Source organism: Romboutsia sp. 1001285H_161024_C4 (assembly GCF_015550185.1).
GTDB lineage: Bacteria > Bacillota > Clostridia > Peptostreptococcales > Peptostreptococcaceae > Romboutsia_C > Romboutsia_C hominis.
In genome coordinates this window covers 78,147-99,262 of the sequence record NZ_JADNAJ010000002.1, presented here as the reverse complement: position 1 = coordinate 99,262, position 21,116 = coordinate 78,147, and the positions used below count along the sequence as shown (strand labels likewise).

18 protein-coding genes and 1 other annotated feature are annotated in these 21,116 nt (G+C 26.2%); of the genes, 3 read left to right on the top strand and 15 right to left on the bottom strand.

The window, feature by feature from the left end; genetic code table 11:
* Nucleotides 1-253: 253 nt before the first annotated feature.
* The 15 genes from I1959_RS03985 to I1959_RS03920 form a co-directional block, all read right to left on the bottom strand.
* A complete protein-coding gene (locus I1959_RS03985; RefSeq protein WP_092924044.1) occupies nt 254-1,450 on the bottom strand; it encodes a dicarboxylate/amino acid:cation symporter in 1,197 nt (398 codons plus the stop codon).
* Between the two features lie 338 nt (nt 1,451-1,788).
* On the bottom strand, nt 1,789-3,678 hold the full coding sequence (locus I1959_RS03980; protein WP_195237184.1) for a sensor histidine kinase: 1,890 nt from the start codon (nt 3,676-3,678) through the stop codon (nt 1,789-1,791).
* Between the two features lie 243 nt (nt 3,679-3,921).
* Nucleotides 3,922-4,290 (bottom strand): YkvA family protein, encoded by a 369-nt coding sequence (locus I1959_RS03975; RefSeq protein WP_195237183.1) that lies wholly within the window; start codon nt 4,288-4,290, stop codon nt 3,922-3,924.
* Nucleotides 4,291-4,392: 102 nt separating this feature from the next.
* A complete protein-coding gene (gene asnA, locus I1959_RS03970; protein WP_166505926.1) occupies nt 4,393-5,397 on the bottom strand; it encodes an aspartate--ammonia ligase in 1,005 nt (334 codons plus the stop codon).
* Between the two features lie 171 nt (nt 5,398-5,568).
* Nucleotides 5,569-5,817, bottom strand: a binding site (T-box leader).
* A gap of 309 nt (nt 5,818-6,126) precedes the next feature.
* Nucleotides 6,127-7,164 (bottom strand): PTS sugar transporter subunit IIC, encoded by a 1,038-nt coding sequence (locus I1959_RS03965; RefSeq protein WP_330615163.1) that lies wholly within the window; start codon nt 7,162-7,164, stop codon nt 6,127-6,129.
* Between the two features lie 118 nt (nt 7,165-7,282).
* Nucleotides 7,283-7,417, bottom strand: coding sequence for a hypothetical protein (locus tag I1959_RS15630; protein ID WP_271892550.1), 135 nt, complete (start codon nt 7,415-7,417; stop codon nt 7,283-7,285).
* Nucleotides 7,418-7,487: 70 nt separating this feature from the next.
* Complete coding sequence (gene ptsP, locus I1959_RS03960) at nt 7,488-9,200, bottom strand: phosphoenolpyruvate--protein phosphotransferase (RefSeq protein WP_092924029.1); 1,713 nt, start codon at nt 9,198-9,200, stop codon at nt 7,488-7,490.
* A 92-nt stretch (nt 9,201-9,292) separates the two neighbouring features.
* On the bottom strand, nt 9,293-9,553 hold the full coding sequence (locus tag I1959_RS03955; protein ID WP_092924026.1) for an HPr family phosphocarrier protein: 261 nt from the start codon (nt 9,551-9,553) through the stop codon (nt 9,293-9,295).
* Between the two features lie 261 nt (nt 9,554-9,814).
* Nucleotides 9,815-11,026 carry a patatin-like phospholipase family protein gene (locus I1959_RS03950; protein ID WP_092924022.1) on the bottom strand — a complete coding sequence of 404 codons (1,212 nt, stop codon included), beginning with the start codon at nt 11,024-11,026 and terminating at the stop codon, nt 9,815-9,817.
* Nucleotides 11,027-11,117: 91 nt separating this feature from the next.
* The gene (locus I1959_RS03945) at nt 11,118-11,462 is read right to left on the bottom strand and encodes a hypothetical protein (RefSeq protein ID WP_166505927.1); all 345 of its coding nucleotides are present in this window, start codon (nt 11,460-11,462) and stop codon (nt 11,118-11,120) included.
* A gap of 48 nt (nt 11,463-11,510) precedes the next feature.
* Nucleotides 11,511-13,235, bottom strand: coding sequence for an Eco57I restriction-modification methylase domain-containing protein (locus I1959_RS03940; RefSeq protein WP_243239994.1), 1,725 nt, complete (start codon nt 13,233-13,235; stop codon nt 11,511-11,513).
* A 41-nt stretch (nt 13,236-13,276) separates the two neighbouring features.
* Entirely contained in the window at nt 13,277-14,179 is a 903-nt protein-coding gene (locus tag I1959_RS03935; protein ID WP_195237182.1) for a patatin-like phospholipase family protein, read from the bottom strand.
* Between the two features lie 63 nt (nt 14,180-14,242).
* The gene (locus tag I1959_RS03930) at nt 14,243-15,871 is read right to left on the bottom strand and encodes a putative bifunctional diguanylate cyclase/phosphodiesterase (protein WP_195237181.1); all 1,629 of its coding nucleotides are present in this window, start codon (nt 15,869-15,871) and stop codon (nt 14,243-14,245) included.
* A gap of 149 nt (nt 15,872-16,020) precedes the next feature.
* Complete coding sequence (locus tag I1959_RS03925; protein WP_092924008.1) at nt 16,021-16,857, bottom strand: N-acetylmuramoyl-L-alanine amidase family protein; 837 nt, start codon at nt 16,855-16,857, stop codon at nt 16,021-16,023.
* Nucleotides 16,858-16,954: 97 nt separating this feature from the next.
* Complete coding sequence (locus I1959_RS03920) at nt 16,955-17,599, bottom strand: undecaprenyl diphosphate synthase family protein (protein ID WP_195237180.1); 645 nt, start codon at nt 17,597-17,599, stop codon at nt 16,955-16,957.
* A gap of 217 nt (nt 17,600-17,816) precedes the next feature.
* On the opposite strand from I1959_RS03920, the gene I1959_RS03915 reads away from it, so the two are divergent.
* The 3 genes from I1959_RS03915 (at nt 17,817) to I1959_RS03905 (ending at nt 21,034) form a co-directional block, all read left to right on the top strand.
* A complete protein-coding gene (locus I1959_RS03915) occupies nt 17,817-18,287 on the top strand; it encodes a DUF4358 domain-containing protein (protein ID WP_195237179.1) in 471 nt (156 codons plus the stop codon).
* Nucleotides 18,288-18,642: 355 nt separating this feature from the next.
* Nucleotides 18,643-19,869 (top strand): MBOAT family O-acyltransferase, encoded by a 1,227-nt coding sequence (locus I1959_RS03910; protein WP_330615162.1) that lies wholly within the window; start codon nt 18,643-18,645, stop codon nt 19,867-19,869.
* A gap of 10 nt (nt 19,870-19,879) precedes the next feature.
* Nucleotides 19,880-21,034 carry a DHHW family protein gene (locus I1959_RS03905; protein ID WP_166505932.1) on the top strand — a complete coding sequence of 385 codons (1,155 nt, stop codon included), beginning with the start codon at nt 19,880-19,882 and terminating at the stop codon, nt 21,032-21,034.
* The last annotated feature ends 82 nt before the right edge of the window (nt 21,035-21,116 follow it).

The window sequence follows — 21,116 nt, the reverse complement described above, 5'->3', positions numbered from 1 at the left end:
GCAAAAGCTAAGTTTAGCTTGTTTTAAACAAATAAATATTTAAATTGATGATTTTTAATATTTTCAATATGTAAATTAAAGAATTTTTAATTATAAGGTTTATTTTTATAATATAATTAGTTTAAATATAAAAATATTTATGACTTTTCATACAATATTAATTTGTTAGGTTTATATTTTATGATTTTTAAGTGAAATGTTTTATTAAATAAAAAAGGCTACCTCATAAGAGGTAGCTATTTTTTTTAATTGCTTAAGCAACTTTATTTGCTTTTTTAGACATTTTAGTGTTTATATGATCAACAACTGCTGCTATAGCGTTATCTCCAGATACGTTTGCAGCTGTTCCGAAACTATCTTGAGTTAAGTATAAAGCTATCATTAAACTTGCAAGTCCACCATCTGATGGTATACCTATCATTGGTAAGAAAGGTAATGCACTCATTATAGCTCCACCTGGTGCTCCTGGTGCTGCAACCATTGCTATTCCTAACATTAATATGAATGGGAATAAAGTAGTAAAGCTATGATCCATATTGTTCATCATAAGTACTGCAACAGCAAATGATGTAACTGATATTATACTTCCTGATAAGTGAATTGTTGCACATAAAGGTACACAGAATTCTCTTATTTCTTTGCTTACTCCATTGTTTTTAGCACATTCTACATTTACTGGTATAGTAGCTGCTGAAGATTGAGTTCCTACTGCTGTTAAGTAACCAGGTATTTGGTTTTTTAACATTTTGAAAGGATTCTTCCCTGTAACTATTCCTGCTGCTGTAAATTGTATTGTTAAGTATATTAAATGTAGAGGTATTACTATTAAGTAAACTCTCCAGAATACTCCTAATATAGACCAAACTTGTCCAGCAAAAGTTATATTAGCAAATGTTCCTGCTATATATATTGGTAATAAAGGTATTATTATTGTTGATAATACTTTCGTTACGATTTCTTGGAACTCTTGGAATATATTATGTAAAGTTTGCCCTTTACCATTGTTTCTAAGAGCAGATATACCTAGACCCATTGTAAATGCAAATACTATTGCAGCAGTTACATCTACCATTGGTGATAAAGGTATACTAAAGAATGGTGATAACATACCTGCTTCAGGATCACCTATTTGTGAAGCAACACTTGCATCTATAAAAGATGGGAATATTAACGATGCTACAGCAAATGCTAATGTTCCGGCTACTATTGTAGACCCATATGCTATTCCTGTTGTTATCCCTAATAATTTTCCTGCACCTGTTGCTAAATCTGCTATACCTGCTGTAACAAATCCTATTATTATAAATGGTATAACGAATTTTAAGAATGCAGAGAATAAACTACTTGCAGTTACCAGAGTTTTAACTATAACTTCTGGTGCGAATTGTCCGATTAATATACCGGCTATGATACCCATAATAAGTTTAGGAACTAATCCTATTTTTTTCATACGATCTTTCTCCCCCTGTCATTTTTTTCCCCTTGCAAACTTATAATAAAACATTTTTCTATTCTAGTCAACGTTTTCCTAGATATTTTTTTGTTTTTTTTGATTTTTTCTTTATTTTATTTTATTTCTAACTTTTTATACTTTTTTTATTAAATCGCTTTTCTTTATAATTGAAATTTTCTTAATTTTCTTTCTATATAGTGTTAATTTCAATATTATTTTTTTAAATTTACTTTTAAATTTTTTATAATAAAAAAAGATAATTTCATAAAATAGAAACTATCTTTTTTATTCTTTTCACTTATTCTTTATAATTTTAAATAATTTTTATTTTATATCTACATATATATATCTGATAACTCTAATTTTACCTTTTCTTTTAATTCATCTTCTATTATATATTTATCACATCTATTTTCACTTATTTTAATTATAGGTATTTTTATTTTAAAGGTTGTGCCTTCATTTAATTTTGATTTTATATCAATTTTTCCTCCATGTGCTTCTACAAATAGCTTAACAATAGATAATCCTACCCCACTTCCTTCATTCTTTCTAGTCATGGTATTATCTATTTGGTAAAATATATCAAATATATGCTCTAACTCTTCCTCATTCATACCTATTCCTTTATCTTTTATTTCAATCTCAACATTATCTTCTAACGTTGATACATTGACATTTAAAGTTCCACCATTGTATGAAAATTTAATTGCATTTGACAATAAATTAAGTATTGCCCTTTCCATTTTATCAATATCAACAGCTGTTATAATTTCCTCGTCAGTAGTATCAAATATAATATCTAAATTTTTAGATTTTGTATATGGTATTACAGATAAAGTTATATCTTCGATTAACTCTACTATATTTACATTTTGTAAATATGGTTTTGTATCTACACATTTAAATTTTTGAATATCAATTAAATTATTTATCAACCTTAGCAATCTATTACAATTACTTTCTATAATTTCATAATTATTATTACTTATTATGAATTCATTGTTTTTAGATTTTGATTTTGAAAGCTGCATTACTGATGAGATAACAGTAATTGGCGTTCTTAGTTCATGACTAATATTAGATGTAAAGTGTGCCTTTAATCTGCTTAATTCCTCGCCTTCATCAATTAATCTTAAAAGTTCTTTTTCATATTTCATTTTATAGTTAGTATAAGATATTAAGGCTATTACCATAGCTACTAGAACTAAAATAATAGAAATTACTACTAGTATATAATTTTCATGTTTTTTATAAATTTCTATTGGATCATTTACTATTACAGATCCGTCTGGTAAATCATGCTTTTTTATACCAAATTCTTTCATTACCTCATAATCAAATATGTACTTATTTGCATTGTCATCACCTATATAAATTTTTTTATCACTTTTACCAGATAAAATTGAATTTACTATTTCCCCAGCTTTTTTAGCCTGATTATATGGACTTACAACCTTACCACCTATAGTACCTTTCCCTATACTATGTTCAAATGAACTATATATAGGAACATCTTTAGTTAATGATTTTATAAGTTCAATTGTATCTTCATGTCCTAAATTAATATTTTCAAAATATCCTGGATAAAAAGTTATAATTGCATCACTACTTTTTAGTTTTTTTAACTTTTTCTTAAAATCATTAACATCTATATTGCGAGTAACTACCTCATATAAATTAATATTATTTTTTTTATATTTATTTTCATAATAAGATATATCTTCTTTTGTTAATTCACTTTTATATCCAGACATAAAGTAAATATTTTTTACACCTTTGTGAAATTTAGATATTAACTCTATATTTTTATCTATTGATGATACTTCCTTTACCCCTGAAACCATATCATAAGACAAAGCATTTTTTATAAGTTCTTCATTTTCTATTGCAAAGAATACAATAGGAATATCCTTAAATAAATCTTCTCTATATTTTATAGCAAATTCTAATGCATCATCACTTTCTACAATAATTCCATCAAAATTTTTATAGTTTCTTAGTCTATGGCTTAGTAATTCATAAAATTCTAATTCATGCTTTTGGTCATAGTTATAATCTGAATTCATATACTCAGTTTGTACATTAATATCATGGCCTAACCCACTTACAATTCCACTCATATATTCATCAAAATTTAAGAAGTTAGGATTTCCTGAACTAATAAATAAAATATTTCTTTTTCCTTCTGAATATATATCTTTTGTATATATTCCCAATATCAAAATAGTAATAAAAATGAAACTTAGGTATTTACACTTCCTCATGATTATCACCTACTTTTGCCAAAATTTTAATTTATATATATTAACTATATGTTTTGTTAATTTATATTTTTTCGACTTATGATACTTTATTATATCATCTGCATTTATATTTTTTTGTCGAAACTTGTATTCAAAAATATATATAATACTATATTCACAAGTTTTTGTATAAATTAAAAGAAACGGCATAATAGCCGTTTCTTAATCTTTTATATTAAAATTGACATCTTCTATGATATTTGAATTCTTATCTGTTTTGATTATAACTTTATATTTTTCTATTTCTTCATTTATTATTCCCAAACTCCATATTAAAATAAATAAATCATCAATAAAACCAAATAACCCAAGTATAATCTCTGGTATAAAATCTATACCTAATATTAAGTAAAGTAGTCCTACTATTAATGCAAATATTACCTTTGCTTTACTCATTATACTAACTCTACTATCTTTTAATAAATCTGGTAGTTTAAATATATTTATAAAAAACATAAAACCAAATTTAGCTTTTCTAAATCTTACTAATGTTACCTTTAAAAAATTTAATATTTTATCTATAATATTCATAATATTATCACTCCTAAGTTATAAAAAATATTTATTATCTATATATTAGCATTATTATAACTTATATGATATTTTATATAAATATATTAGACTCAATTTGTACTATAGTAAACTTATTCCAGCTTCGTAACATTCTTCTATCATTTCTTTTGGCCAAACTCCAACTTGTACTTCTCCTATATGAGCTTTGTTTAAGAAATACATGCATATTCTAGATTGACCAATTCCTCCACCTATAGTATATGGTAGTTCTCCTTTTAGTAATGCTTGATGATAATCTAAGCTTCTTCTATCATCGCATCCACTTTCTCTTAATTGTCTATCTAAACTTTCTTCATCTACTCTTATTCCCATAGACGATAATTCTAATGCTCTACCTAATACAGGGTTATAGAATAATATATCTCCGTTTAATTCCCAATCATCATAATCAGGACTTCTTCCATCATGTTTTTCACCATTTGAAAGTACTTTTCCTATTTGCATTAAAAATACTGCCCCTTTATCTTTTACTATTTTATCTTCTCTTTCTTTTGGAGTTAACTCTGGATATAAATCTAATAATTCTTGAGATGTTATAAATGTTATCTCCTCAGGAAGTATTTTTTGTATTTCTGGATATATACTTTGTACATGTTCTTCAGTTTCTTTAAATACTTTGTAAATCTTTTTAACCACTTCTTCTAATGTTTCTCTACTTCTTTGTTTTTTATCTATTATAAGTTCCCAATCCCATTGGTCTACATATATAGAATGTATGTTATCTAATTCTTCATCTTTTCTAATAGCATTCATATCTGTATAGATTCCTCTTCCTGTAGGTAATCCATACTTTTTAAGAGCCATTCTTTTCCATTTAGCTAATGATTGAACTATTTCTGCCTTTTTACCTATATCAGGTACCTCAAAGCTTACAGCCTTTTCTATTCCATTTAAGTTATCATTTGTACCAGTTTCAGGTAATACAAATAATGGCGATGATACTCTAGTTAACCTTAGCTCTTCACCTAATCTATGTTCAAAAAAGTCCTTTAAATCTTTTATAGCTTCTTGCGTTTGTATTATACTTAGTTTTGTTTTATATTGTGTTGGTATTATTAAACTCATTTTTATTATCTCCTTTTATTTTTTTATTTAAGGAGTATGACGTCATACTTACTTTAAAACTTAATTAACTATACTTAAGTTTAGTTATTTTTATCCATAGCCTGGCCTTGGCTACATACAAATCTATGAAATTCGGCATATAAAAAAGCCCTTCATCCACTATATATAAAATATAGGGACGAAAGGCATATCTTCCGCGGTACCACCCTGATTAGCTTAATAATAAGCTCACCTTAATAATGTAGCAAGAATAATCTTAGTACATTCCAATTCGATAACGGGTTGGTTCCGTCTAAGCCTACTTTTGTTTCGGTTAGCAACTCCAGGATGTTCTTCAATATAGCCTTCGTGTTGGACTCTCACCGCCACCAACTCGCTTTGACTACGTACTATATCTACTCTTCCTTTCATAGTCTTTGTTATGTTATTGTTAATGATATATTATTATAAATTTTCTGTCAAATCTTTTTTTTATATATATTTTTTTACTACTTTTTATTTTTAAGTATTATATTAATAATAGCTTTATTTTTATAGTAATTATTTATTTAACCTTATATTTAATTAGAAAACTAATATAAAATGTAAATTAATGATTTTTTTAATTAATATTTTTATACTAATTTATATACTAATAAACACAAAAGTTTAAATTATTTCTTATTATATACTATGATAATATTGTAAAAAGTTTCATACTTTATTTAATAAATTTATTATTAACTTAATTTAATCATTATCATTTATGACATCTCCTCTTATTTTGTCAGCTCTTACTATCTTGTAGTTTTTGAATAAAGCATATCCTATATATCCACCTAAAATACTCACTACTATACATCCTGCTGCTGCTATTAAAACTTGTATTGGTGGATTGTAAGCAAACATTATAGCAAACCCAGCTATTGGTGTTGCTGTACCTGGAGTATTATTTACTAGTTGCATTAAAGCTACTATAACACCAGACATTGCCCCTCCTATAAAGTTTGTCGTATATACTGGTATTGGATTTGCAGATATTATATCTGACTGTGTAAGTGGCTCTATTGCTACTGATATTGTATCTTTTTTAGAACCAAATTTCATCTTTGAGAAGAAAATAAAATTCATAAATGAAGAACCAAATACTGCTAATGCACCTATGGCCATTGGAAGTCCTGTAAGACCTATTATAGATGTAAGTGCCATAGAACTAAGTGGTGCTGTTGCAACAACTGTTATAAGTCCACCAAGTATAATACCCATTATTATTGGTGATGTATCTGCTGCCTTTATTAAAACTTGACCTATTTGAAGTAAAGTATTATTTACTATAGGGTCCATTCCCATAGCTATAGCTCTACAAAGTGGCGCTCCTATAACTATGATTACTATTAAATCAAGTCCTGCTGGTACTTTTTTCTCAAAGAATCTAACCACAAAAGATGTTAAGTAACCTGCTATAAACCCTGGAAGTATACCAAATCCTGATACAGATAAACCTACAAGTACAGAATATACTGGTGATACTCCTAAAGCTAGAGGAACAAGTATTGCAGCTGCTACTCCTCCCATAGAACCATTTGCAGATCCTACACTTTCTAAAAACTTAAATCCTAATACTTCTCCAAAAAATGAGAAGTGGAATGCTTCAACTAAGAAACTTGCGCAAGCAGCACTAGCTAATGCTCCCATGGCTTTCATACCATATGGTGCTTTGTAGCTAAATAGAGTAAATAGTGCAAGGACTACTAAAAGTAATCCAGTACCCATTAATATTTCCATCATATTATTTGCCTCCTAAGCTGTCTTTTTTCTTAGTTTAGTTTTTACATTATTTTATTACTTATTCCTCTTTCTAGTAATTAATTTTAAAGTAAATAAAAACAACTCATATATGAGTTGCTTAAGAATTTTTCTTTATATATATTTTTAATAATTTTATAAGTAATATAAGTGCGTATAATACTAATCCTAAAATACCTATGATTATAGCAAAGCAAATTAAAACTATAGGAACAGCTACCATTTGTATATCCATTTTATTTTCACATGTAAAAAGATATCTCTTAAATTGAGATATCCTTTAAATTTTAGCTTTAATATTAAAATTAGAAATTAAAAGTCTTATCTACATGATTTTTTATTTCTTCTGCTGTTGATAATGATAATACTTCATCAGCAAATTTTTTCATATCTTCATATTTAACTGAAGTTATGAATTTTCTAGCAGGAAGTATTGATATTGGACTCATCGAGAATTCATCAAGTCCCATACCTAAAAGTATTGGTATCATTCTTTTATCTCCTGCAGATTCTCCGCACATTCCAACCCATTTTCCTTCTTTGTGTGCATTATCTATAACCATTTTTATAAGTCTAAGTACAGCTGGGTTGAATTGGTTGTATAAGTGACTTATCTTTTGGTTCATTCTATCTACTGCACAAGTGTATTGTATAAGGTCATTAGTTCCTATTGAGAAGAAGTCTACATGCTTAGCTAATATATCAGATATAACAGCAGCTGATGGTATTTCTATCATCATACCTACTTCTACATCTTTAGAATAAGCTATACCTTCTTTATCTAATTCAGCTAGTACTTCTTTTATAATTTCTTTAGCTGATAATAATTCTCCTAATGAAGATATCATAGGGAACATTATTCTTAATCTTCCGTGTACACTTGCTCTATATAATGCTCTTAATTGAGTCTTAAATATTTCAGTTTTATCTAAACATATTCTTATAGCTCTATATCCTAAGAATGGATTCATTTCTTCATCCATTTTAAAGTATGGAAGTTCTTTATCTCCACCTATATCTAATGTTCTTATAACTATAGGCTTATTATCCATTCCTTCTAAAACTGCTTTATAAGCTTCGTATTGCTCTTCTTCAGTTGGGAAAGCATCTTCCTTGTCCATATATAAGAACTCTGTTCTGTATAGTCCAACACCTTCAGCATCGTTATTTATAAGACCTTCAACATCCTTAGGGCTTCCTATATTTCCAGCAAGCTCTACATGTCTTTCATCTAAAGTTATAGATGCTTTTCCTTTTAATTGTTGTAACTCTCTTTTATAATCTTCAAATTCTTTTTTAAGTTTAGTATATTTTTCTATAGTTTCTTCATCTGGATTAACTATAACTTCACCAGTATCTCCATTAAATACTACAAAATCTCCATCTTTTATAGTTTGTGTTGCATCATTAAGTCCTACAACTGCTGCTATTTCTAATGTTCTAGCCATTATAGCAGTATGAGAAGTTCTTCCTCCAATATCTGTTAAAAAACCTAATACCATTTTTTTGTTCATAGTGGCAGTATCTGAAGGTGTTAAATCGTGAGCTATTAATATAACTTCTTCTTCAAGACCTGCTAAATCAACTACTTTTACACCTAATATATGTCTAAGTACTCTATTTGTAACGTCTTTTATGTCTGCTGCTCTTTCTCTCATGTACTCATTGTCCATAGATTCAAACATAGCTACAAACATTTCTTTTATTTCATTTAATGCAAAATCAGCATTTACTTTTTCATCTCTTATTTTATTAGCTGCAGAATCTACTAATTCTGGATCTTCTAAAACTAATAAATGAGATTCAAATATTTGGGCTTCATGCTCCCCTAATTCCTCAAAAGCCTTTTCCTTGACCTTAGTTAATTCCTCTTTTGAAATTTCTACAGCCTTTTGTAACTTTAGTACTTCCTCTTCTACATTATCTATCGACTTTTTTTCTATAACTAATTCACTATGTTCTACTATTAGTGCTTTTCCTAGAGCGATTCCAGGAGATGCTCCTGTTCCTTTATACATAGGTAATCCTCCTAACGATGCATTTTGAAATTTATATATTATTTATTTTCTATACCAAAGAAAACCTCGGCAAGTTCCCGAGGTTTATTTAACTACTCCCCAAATCCACTTTCTATTAATTCAGCTAATGCATTTACTGCAGCTTCTTGATCTTCACCATTAGCAACGATTGTTAACTCGTCTCCTTGAGCTAATCCTAAACTCATTATACCCATTATTGACTTAGCGTTAACTGTCTTTCCTTTAGCGTTAACTTCTACTGTAGATTTGAACTCAGCAGCTTTCTTTACAAACATTCCTGCTGGTCTAGCGTGTAATCCACTTGCATTTGTTATAGTTACTAATTTTTCCATTGTGAAACCTCCAATAAATTTCTTCTTTAAATATTGTTTATAGCTAATTTTTGCTATAATCCTTAATAATTATTTGTTATGCATATAATTATTTTATATGCCCTAAAAGCCTACCTACTAAAATTTTTAATAAAGACTTTTTAGTTTTTTAATTAATAGTATATTTATTAAAAATTCTCTTTAATGGTACTTTATTATTTTACAACAATGGAACGATTTTGTCCAATGGTACTTTTTATGTCCCACCCTGAGAAAATTTAACTAACCTTGTGTTTTAAAATCTTTCAAGAAATAATTGGTAATTATTTTTGCCAATTTATTTTTTTGTAAAGAAATTATAGCTAATGTTTCTGCATTTAATTTATGGCTATTATTATCTGTTATATTTTTATTAACAGTTTCTACTAATTTATTAAAATCATATAATTTTACTCTGCTTATATTATTTTCTTCAAGTTTCTTTTCATATATAGCATAAAATAAATCTTGATATGAGAATTCTTTTTCTAAATTAAGTAGCTCCCCAACTCTAGGTATAACACTTTCTAATAGGCATCTAGTACTTGCCTCTCTTTTTATACCTAGTACTGTACAAAGGTTTTCTATAGTTTCTTTATCTATATGTTTTAATTTATAAAAACAATATTCTTCATCATACTTATAATCTGCATTAAAATAGTATTTAATACCTTCATATCTATTGTAGGCTTTCATAGTGTCTAAATATCCTAAATCTATATTTCTCTTTACACTATCCTTATCTTTATTTAAAGAGCCTCCTAAATACTCTGATGGTATTATGGTTTTTATATTTATATCTTGATGCTTGTTTAAGTTTTTCTTACCCAAAAAGTCATCTAATAATCTTATTACAACTAAATCTTCATATCCTTTATCTACTAAAAGGCTTATTGGCATATTATCAAAAAACATACCATCTAAATAAAGCTTATCATCTATTTTATCTAATTTAAATATAGGTAAACTTGCACTTGCTATTAAGTAGTCTACTAATCTACCTTTTGGTATTTGTTCTAAGTACATAGGATGAGGATTTATTTTTTTATCCCAAGTAACTGTAACTAATCCAAAGTCACGTTTAGAGTTTCTAATTGCATCTTCGTTTAAGGTATCTTGGAGTAGTTTTTTAAGTGGACTTATATCAATACCTTCATTTTTTCTAGCTTTATTCATAAGCTCAATTACAGTATTAAAACTTTTGGTTGTAAAATCTACATTTTTATATTTTTCATATGTTTCTTCGTCTATATTCATAAAATGAGTATAGTCGTATTTCAACCAAATTTCCTCCATTACTTCTATGTCATTTTGAAGTATATAGGCTCCATTTAAAGCTCCTATTGATGTACCTGCTACACCATTAAATTCAATACCTAAGTCTATTAAAGCTTTGTAAGCTCCTATTTGGTAGGCACCTTTGGTACCTCCACCTTCTAAAATTAAACCCTTCATTATATCACCTATTTTATAAAGAAAGATATATACTTTTAGTAATTACATTTTATCATAAAAATAATAGAAAAGTATATATCTTTCAAATATTTTATCTTACTTCACTTATTGAACCTATTGTCTTTACATGCTTGTTAAACATTCGCTCTTCTATTTTAGATAAACTTACTTTATCCATTATATAATTATTTGAATCTATTAAATATATTCTCTTATAACCACTCTTAAAAAACGACATACATATTTTTTTTATATCATCATCTTCTTCACATTCAAATATATATGGCTCAACAACTAAGCTATATTTACTTCCCCTTAATTCTCTTGTCATTTGTTTATAATTATTTAAAAAATCTTTAGCTTCACGGCTACTTATATACCCACTAACTTCTATATGAACAATTTGCCTCGTCTCATCTATATTAGCTTTTATCATATAGTCCCCTCCTTAAAATTAAGTTTTATACACTATATGAATTTCAAACTACATTAGTGATTTTATGTCTAATGAGTCTTTTATAAGATTATCTATTTCTAGTTGTAAGCTATCTATCTCCTTATTGTTATTTATATTATGTATTATTAATTTTGATAAATTTTCTATTTTATGATAATTATCATCTTTAAATATTTTTATTTTCATTACTTTATTTGGATAATAATCATAAATATTTTTACTTATCTTTTTAGCATTTATTTTATAATATCTATCATATATATTTGAGTTTAATATGCCAACTATATACTCTTCTGAAAACTCCTTTTTATATTCTTCTTTTATAAAAAATGAGTATACATCTGCACTACAAAAACTATTATTGTAATCTATTGCAAATTTATTTTGAGAAGATTTATAAGGATACATTATTTTTATTTGTTCAAATAAATTTTTATCTCTTCCCCATTGAAGTTTATACCACTTTCTTGTGTTGTTTACACATTCTCTTCTTTTGCATAGTTTATCTTTATATTTTCCTATTATTTCCCCTATTTCTAACTTATAATCATTTTCGTCTTTTATATCATCTGAATATATTAGTTTATAGTTGCTACTTGAAATTGTGTATTTATTTATATTTTTATTTTTTATCCAGTTTCTTAATAATTTTTTATCTACCTTGTTTATTTTTTCATCTTTTATATCTAGTACAAAAGCTTTGTCACATCCTGTGATTATCCCTTGAAAGCTTGTAACTATATCTTCTAGAGTATAATTACAATTACTTTGTATTTTATTATATAGTTTTTTATCATTTTCATTTAATATAATCCAATTTTCATCTAGGTTTTCTTGGTCTATGTAAAATTTTTCGAATTTATTATTTTTTAGTAGATATCTTAAATCTTCTATTTGCATATTTTCATTTACTGGTTTTAATATATCTATTTTGCTATTTTTATTTAAATCTTTAACTAAAGTTAGTATACAACTACAAATTCCTATATTTTTAAATACAGAAACTCCTAGAAAATCTATAATTTCTTTTATGTATGTATTTTTTGATATATATTTTCTTAAATGTTTTCCTGACGGGCTTTCTATAAAGTACCTAGGAGTTATTAAGCTACATACTCCACCTTTTTCTAGTAAATTTATGCACTTTTCATAAAAACAAAAATATAAATCAGATTTATCTCTATATGTATTTTTATATTCTTTAAGTAGGAATTTTTTATATTCTTTATCTAACTTTTTATGACCTATATATGGAGGATTTCCTATTATGTAATCAAATTTTTCATTAAAGTTATGCTTTAAGCTATCAGTACAGTATATATTTAAATTTTTAACCAATATGCTATCGCTCTTTTTATTTAGAGACTCTATTAGTATATCTATTGCATCTTTATCTATATCGTATCCATATATACAATTACTTAATATATGACTATGAATATTTTCCAATATAAATTTATCTCCATATAGTTCATTTAATTTTTCTATGTTATTTTCTATTAATTCATATAGTACATCATAAGCTTTTAACAAAAAATTACCGCATCCACAAGATATATCTAATACCTTTGGACACGGGTTATCTATTATATCATGTTTTTTTAATGTATTTTCAAGTATATAATCTACTATTTCTCTTGGTGTATAGTAAATTCCCTTTTCTTGTTTTTTTAATGTATCTAAGCTATTTTCATAGTTTTTAGATACTACAAAATTATCCCCCTTAGTGTGTTTTTCCATCTTCCCCTCCAAATTTTAATATCCCCCTTTTTATTGTAGCACATATAATTTATTTACTTCCATTTTGTGTTTAGCCAGTTAATAATATCTTTTACATCGTAATCTTTAGAAACTTTATTTAAATAATCTAGAGCATTATAATTATCCATGCCTATATCTATATCTGTCTTAGGGTTTACTCTAAAATAATTATCTTCTAATAGCTTTTTGCAAAACTCGTTGCTAGTACTTAAACTACTTTCTAGTACTACAGATATTATTGGAAAATCAGGTTCATTGCTTAATATCCAATCTAGTGCTCCCCATTCACTAGTATCTTCTATTATTTTATCAAATTTATATCCTGTACCTATTGATAGTATCCTCATATCGTTTATACTTTTATCAATCTCTTTTGACATTGCATATATCAAACAAGCTAAACTTGGGTTATTTGCCATTATCCCGCCATCTATATGATTTTTATAGGTTGGGAAAAAAATTAAAGCTGCACAGCTTGACATAGCAACATCTACAACTCTTGCATTTTCTGTTTCTGAATTTGGTAGATTGTTGTAATATATAGCTCTCCAAGAATTATTGTCATCCCCTATATAAAAAGTAGGAATTACAACGAGTTTTTTTAAGTCCTTCAATCTTAAATCCTCTGGAAATATACTAAGTAGTACTTTTTTTAAATTATCATTATTATATTTTGGTCTAAATATTTCTTGTTGAGGATTTTTAAATATATATTTAGCATATTCTAATGAATATAGTTTTTTTATACTTTCACAACTTAATCCATAAGAAAGACCTAGAGCTATTAAGCTACCTGTTGAAGTTCCCCCTAATAAATTAGTTTCTTTTAATATATTTGGGTACTCTTTTTGTATTTTGTCAAATAGTCTTATACTTAAAGATCCCCTAAGACCACCACCATCAAATGTAAGCATATTAAAAGTAGATTTGTTCATATTTTCCCCCATTAAAATTTACTTTAATGTAAATTATGCAAAAATAAATAGGATGGTACCATCCTATTTATCTTTATATAATGATTTATCTTTAATCAACCTATTAAACTTTTCTTCTTCTAATGGCTTTGAATATACATAGCCTTGCACGACCTCTGCATTTATATTTTTTAATATCTCTACTTGACTTGTATTTTCTACACCTTCGCATATAGTCATTAATTCTAAATCCTTTGATAAATTTAATATAGACTTTACCATAACTTGAGTTTTTAAATCTTTTTCTATATCATTTAAAAGTGATTTATCTAATTTTAAAACATCTATACATATATCTTTAAGGCCACTTAAGTTTGAATTTCCAGTACCAAAGTCATCCATAGCTATCTTTATACCTAAAGACTTTATATCACTTAATTTCTTGTTTATAAACTTTAAATCCTTTAAAGCTGTAGTTTCTGTTACTTCTATCTCTATTAAATTTGGATTTATTTTATATTTTTTTAACATTTCTTCAATAAAATCTACTAAATCCTTTTGGTATAACTCTACCCTAGATAAATTTATTGCTATTGGAACTACATCTAATCCTTCATTTTCTTGTTTCTTTATAATTTTACAAGCTTCTTCTAATACCCAACGACCTATTTTATTTATAAATCTAGTTTTTTCTGCTAAAGGTATAAATACCATCGGACTTATCATACCTCTTGTTGGGTGTTCCCATCTTATTAGAGCTTCTGCCCCTACTATATCTTTTGTGTGTATATTAAACTTTGGCTGATAATATAATCTAAGTTGATTATTATCTATAGATTTAAATAAATCCCTTTCTAACTCTATCAACTTTTTCTTTTCTTGTTTTAACTTTTCATCAAAGATTACATGACTTATATTATTTATCTCCTTAGATTTAATTCTAGCCATATCTGCATTACTTATAATTTTTTCTATATCATCTTCACCTTGTTCTACTTCACATAACCCAATAGAGACATTTACACTTATATTAAAATCTTTAAGATTTACATTTATAATTTTAGTTTTTATTAGTTCTAATATATCCTTTATATCTTCTTTTGATTTTATCTTAGTAATTGTTATAAATATATCTCCTGTAATTCGACCGTAGATTCCTCTATCTTTGAAGTATTTATCTATGTTAATAGCAATGGAGTTTAATACTTCATCGCCGGCTTTATATCCATATACATCATTTATTATTTTAAATTTATCTATATCAAAATTTATAGCTATTAGATTTTCATTTTTATTATCTGATAAATATTTTTTACCTTCAATTAAAATTTCATTATATCTTACGAACTCATGCATTTTCTTATAAGATTTTTTACCTAAAAATGTTTTTATTTTCTTATTTATGATTATAATTATGTAAATTATTATTAAAAAAATAATTATTCTTATTATTCCTATTTTTATAATATTACTTTTATCTAAGTAACTATATTTTATATAATTTCCATCTACATCATTTATTTTTAAAGAGAATATATGATTATTATCTCTAACGGCTTCATCTAATTTTTCTATTGCCAATTCTTTTTTAATACTGTTTTCTATACCTTTTTCTGAGTGCAATATCCAAGAAAATCCAATTAGTAAAGCAATCAATATAAACAATATAATATTACTACAAATATACCTTTTATAATTCCCTCTTATTTTCATCTACTTTCCCCTATTTTTTTAATTCATTACTATAATATTGTAAATTAATTTTAAACTCAAATCAACCTAAATCGACATATACCTATCTAAATAGCTATGAAACTTAATTATAGTATCTTATAATAAAAAAGTAGCTAACTAATAGTTAACTACTTTTTACTATTTTTATCTAAAAATGATAGTATTCCTTGAGCAATTCCCTCTGATAATCTATTTTGATAAGTATTATCTAAAAGTTTATCTCTCTCTTCTTTATTACTTATAAATCCACATTCCACTACTACTGATGGCATATATGTTTGTTGTAATACTTGTATATGCTGTTGCTTTACGCCTCTATCTTTCATAGTTACATATGCTTTCATAGTGTTTTGTATAGTTTCTGCTAATTGCTTAGATTTATCGCTAGGGTCTGCATCTTGTCTATAATAAGTTTCTACCCCATTTGCAGTATTACCACCTGTTTCTGCATTCATTTGTATAGATATAAATGCATCTGCATTTTGAGAATTTGCAAGTATTGCTCTATCTGAAGTATTTAAAGTTTTATCATCAGTTCTTGTTAGTATTACTTGTATATCATTTTGATTTGATAAAACAGCAGCTACCTTCTTTGATATGTCTAGAGCTAGATCTTTTTCATATACTGCTTCATTGTCTCCTGGTGACTTAATTCCAACATTTCCTGTGTCATCTCCACCGTGACCTGGGTCTATTACCACAGTATGTTTTGCTTCTAGAGGTGTACTAGATTCTGACTCTAAATCAAATTGCTTATTTTCCTCTATTTCCTTTTGTTTTTGTATTTCTTGTGATTTAGCTTCTTTTATATTCCCTATAAGTTTAGAAGTAGATGCAGCAACTTTACTTATCCCAAATATTAGTGCTATGAATATACAAATTACAAAGATTAGCTTTTTCTTGTTGATTCTTCTTGTTTTAGTTTTTCTCACACTTTGCTTTCTTATATTCCTTCTTTTTGACATTGCTATCCCTTCCTGAAATCATTTTGAATTTCTCTAATGTATTTTAACATTTAAGAAGGTTAAATTGCAACTTAATGTCCTTATTTAATTGATGATTTTATCCTCCAAGGGTTATATCTTGTTGATCATACCAAGCTAATGCTTCATTTATATGATTTTTGTTAAAGTCAGGCCAATAATCATCTACTACATAAAAATCTGCATATATAGATTGTACTGGCAAAAATCCACTTAAACGTCTTCTACCACCCCATCTAATAATTAAATCTAACCTAGATACATCATTAGATTGTATATTGTTATGTATATTATTTTTATTTACTCCTTTTGCATTAGCTAGTGTATTTAAATCCCAATACCAACCATAATTAACTAATAAATTAGCTCTTATCTGACCTGGCTTTTCTTTAGTTCTTGTAGTATATGGTAAAAGTTCTTTGGGAAACATTTTAGAGTCGGAATTTCCTATTACTAATAAAGATGCTCCTTCATCTAAAAGCCTATTAGCAGCCTCAACACACGCTTTAGTAAATGATTCTGTCTGATAACTAGGTCTTCTTGTATTATCTGTAGTAAATCCATAAAAAGTTACTTCTTCAACACCTAAATCTCTTAACTGTCTATAACTTTCAATACCAGGATCTAATCCATTTTCATATCCTTTATCTTTTCCCATTCCTTTATTTTGTGCCCATCTTCTATTACCATCCGGTATTATCCCAACATGTTTTGGTATTCTCATATGCTTCACCTCTCTATTGGAATTATTTACAATTTTAACAAAAATTACTCCTTATATATTAAATTTAATATTCATTATTTTCCAAATTTTTTTATTTATCTTTTTATTTTTAAATGATAATATTTAACAATAATTTCAATATTAAATTAATTGATTTTAACTATTACATATAGTAGACTATATTTAATATTAACATGGATATATTTGGGAGGTTTGCATGAAAAAATTTTTAGCACTATTTACACTTATTTTTTCTTTAGGCTTAGTTGGATGTTCAGCTAAAACTGAAGTTAAAGATGTTCCTGTAAATGATATAAAAGATGCTATAAATAATGAAGCCACTTTACCTGTTCAACCAGTAGCTGATGTGGATGCAAAAGACTTCTATATATTTGAATCTGTAAAAGATAATATACAAGAAGGCTTTGTATTACAGTCTATGATGAATGTCAATCTTCAAGATGTTTTTGTGGTTAAGACTGACAATGTTGAAAAGATTAAAAGTGCTATTGATGAATATAAAAATGGTGATTCATTTAAAATGTTTGCAGATGGTTATGGTGGGGAAAATAATATAACTGCTGCAGCTAATTCAATATTAAAAAATAAAGGGAATTATGTTTACTTTATAGCTACTAATAATGCAGCAGATGTAGAATCTAAAATATTAAAAGTAATAGAAAAATAAAAATATAAAAGCTGTCTCAAAATAAATTGTGACAGCTCTTTTTACGCTTAAGGAAGTTATGATAATTCAAAAAATGTTGATAACTATTGTAGTTAATAATACTAATAAGTTTGGCAAGCGTAAAAAGACACTTTAAGCAACGGACGAAGTCGTTGGCGATATGAGTGAAGCGAATTTTTATATAAATTTTAGGAGGTTTATTAATTTGGTTTTTAGCAGTATAACATTTTTATTTTATTTTTTACCATTAGTTTTATTTTTTTATTTTATATCTCCTAACAAAATAAAAAATTTAGTACTTTTGGTTTTTAGTTTGATATTTTATGCATGGGGAGAACCTGTATATATTTTTATAATGTTGTTTTCTTGTATAGTTGACTATGTACATGCTCTAATAATTGATAAATACAGAGGAACTTTTAAATCTAAGTTAGCTTTAATTTCTTCTATTATTATTAATTTAAGCTTACTTGTTTTTTTTAAGTATAGTGATTTTTTTATATCTCTACTAAATAGTTTAATCAATTTAAATATACCTTTATTAAATCTTAGTCTTCCTATTGGTATTAGTTTTTATACATTTCAAACTATGTCTTATAGTATAGATGTTTATAGAAATGATTCTCCTGTTCAAAAAAATATAATAAACTTAGGTACTTTTATAACACTATTTCCACAGCTAGTTGCAGGACCTATAGTTAGATATCACGATATATCACATCAACTTATTAATAGATGTATTAGTTTTGATAAAATTTATGAGGGCGTTTATAGGTTTATAATAGGTATATTAAAGAAGGTAATAATTGCAAATAATCTAGGGGCTATATGGTTTAGCATTAAATCTACACCTTTTAATGGTTTATCTAATTTAACAGCTTGGCTTGGAATAATCTGCTTTACTCTTCAGATATACTTTGATTTTTCAGGTTATTCTGATATGGCAATAGGTCTTGGTAAAATATTTGGTTTTGACCTTTTAGAGAATTTTAATTTTCCTTACATTTCAAAATCTATAACTGAATTTTGGAGAAGATGGCATATAAGCCTTGGTATATGGTTTAGAGATTATTTATATATTCCTCTTGGTGGTAATAGATGTAGTAAGAGTAGATGGATTTTTAATATTTTTATAGTTTGGTTTTTAACTGGTCTTTGGCATGGGGCTAGCTTTAACTTTATATTGTGGGGACTTTACTTTGGTATTATTCTAATAATTGAAAAATTATTCTTATTAGAAATTCTAAAAAAACTACCTAAGTTTTTAAGTCATATATATGTTATGTTTTTAGTTATTATAGGATTTGTTATATTTGAGATAACAGATATTAATAGTATTTTAATCTATCTAGGCTCTATGTTTAACTTTAATAATACCTTTGTAGATAGTGCTTTTTATTATTATTTTATACCTAATATAATTTTAATAGTTTTTTCTATAATAGCATCTACTCCTATTATAAAAATAATTCTAGATAAATATGAAATTTTAAGATTTATAACTTTAATTGTTGGATTTATAGTGGCGACTTCATTTTTAGTAGACTCCTCTTTTAATCCATTTCTATATTTTAGGTTTTAGGAGGTAAGCTTTGAAAAAGAAATATAATATTTTAAAACTTATGACTTTAATTTTTTTCTTTGCTTTTATATTTATAGTACCTTTAAGTACATTGTTTACTGAAGATAAAAAAATTAGTGAAATAGAAAATAAAATACTTAATCAGTTTCCACAAATTTCTCTAGAAGATATCTATAGTAAAAGATTCTTTAAGGATTTTGATAAATATACTTCTGATCAATTTCCGCTTAGAGCTAATTTTTTAGAAATAAAAAATTCTTTTAGCTATTTAGTAGGGCAAAGAGAATTTAGAGAAATATATCTAGGAAAAAAACATAGACTTATGGAAAAGTTTGTATTTAATAAGGATATAATAGATAAAAATATTTCCCAGGTCATAAATATGTCAAAATATGTTTACGATAAATATAATATATCTTCTACCTTAATGATAGTACCTAATTCTATAGCCTTTTATAAAGATGAGCTTCCTTCTTGGGCTATAACTGATAATCAATATGATGCTCTAAATTATATAAATAATAATATAAAATCTATTTCTAAAGACATAGAGCTATCTAATGGTAATAGTTTTATTAATTTTTATACTCCTTATAATATTTTAAATAAATATAAACAATTACCAATATACTTTAATACAGACCACCATTGGACTCAGCTTGGGGCAAAAATAGCTTATGATGATATGAATAATACACTTAATATAGATAATATTTTAAAAGATTATAATAAAGTATCTAATAATTTTTATGGTACCTATTATTCAAAGGCAATGCTACCTATGATAAATGGTGATGATATATACTCTTATGATAAATATAACAATTTTAATATAGCTATTGATTTTAATAAAAAATACAATACTTTGTATGATAAGGATAAGCTAAGTGGAAAAAATAAATATCAATACTTTCTTCATGGAGATCCTGGTATATGTCTTATAGATGGTAGTGGATATGGTGAAATTTTAATATTTAAAGATTCTTATGCTCATAACTTTATCCCATTTTTAGCTTATGATTATGCTAAGATACATGTTATTGACCCTAGATATTATAAGGTAGATATAGATAAGTACTTAAGTGAAAATAATATTGATAAAATTCTTTATATACATAATCTACAAAGTATAAATACTTATAATCTCTATAGAAATATACTTTAAAATAAACATTATTAAAAAAGCTATGAAATGTATAGTTTAATCTATACAGTTCATAGCTTTTATACTATCTTAAATATTTATT

Bases quoted from the DNA above. Each gene is read 5' to 3' on its own strand.
- I1959_RS03975 (WP_195237183.1), bottom strand. From the start codon at position 4,290: ATGAATATTATAGATAAAATATTAAATTTTTTAAAGGTAACATTAGTA.
- I1959_RS03945 (WP_166505927.1), bottom strand. From the start codon at position 11,462: ATGATAAAAGCTAATATAGATGAGACGAGGCAAATTGTTCATATAGAA.
- I1959_RS03935 (WP_195237182.1), bottom strand. From the start codon at position 14,179: ATGAACAAATCTACTTTTAATATGCTTACATTTGATGGTGGTGGTCTT.
- I1959_RS03950 (WP_092924022.1), bottom strand. From the start codon at position 11,026: ATGAAGGGTTTAATTTTAGAAGGTGGAGGTACCAAAGGTGCCTACCAA.
- I1959_RS03920 (WP_195237180.1), bottom strand. From the start codon at position 17,599: ATGAGAATACCAAAACATGTTGGGATAATACCGGATGGTAATAGAAGA.
- I1959_RS03985 (WP_092924044.1), bottom strand. From the start codon at position 1,450: ATGAAAAAAATAGGATTAGTTCCTAAACTTATTATGGGTATCATAGCC.
- I1959_RS03915 (WP_195237179.1), top strand. From the start codon at position 17,817: ATGAAAAAATTTTTAGCACTATTTACACTTATTTTTTCTTTAGGCTTA.
- I1959_RS03930 (WP_195237181.1), bottom strand. From the start codon at position 15,871: ATGAAAATAAGAGGGAATTATAAAAGGTATATTTGTAGTAATATTATA.
- I1959_RS03955 (WP_092924026.1), bottom strand. From the start codon at position 9,553: ATGGAAAAATTAGTAACTATAACAAATGCAAGTGGATTACACGCTAGA.
- I1959_RS15630 (WP_271892550.1), bottom strand. From the start codon at position 7,417: ATGGATATACAAATGGTAGCTGTTCCTATAGTTTTAATTTGCTTTGCT.
- I1959_RS03925 (WP_092924008.1), bottom strand. From the start codon at position 16,857: ATGTCAAAAAGAAGGAATATAAGAAAGCAAAGTGTGAGAAAAACTAAA.
- asnA (WP_166505926.1), bottom strand. From the start codon at position 5,397: ATGAGTTTAATAATACCAACACAATATAAAACAAAACTAAGTATAATA.
- ptsP (WP_092924029.1), bottom strand. From the start codon at position 9,200: ATGTATAAAGGAACAGGAGCATCTCCTGGAATCGCTCTAGGAAAAGCA.
- I1959_RS03910 (WP_330615162.1), top strand. From the start codon at position 18,643: ATGTTGTTTTCTTGTATAGTTGACTATGTACATGCTCTAATAATTGAT.
- I1959_RS03965 (WP_330615163.1), bottom strand. From the start codon at position 7,164: ATGATGGAAATATTAATGGGTACTGGATTACTTTTAGTAGTCCTTGCA.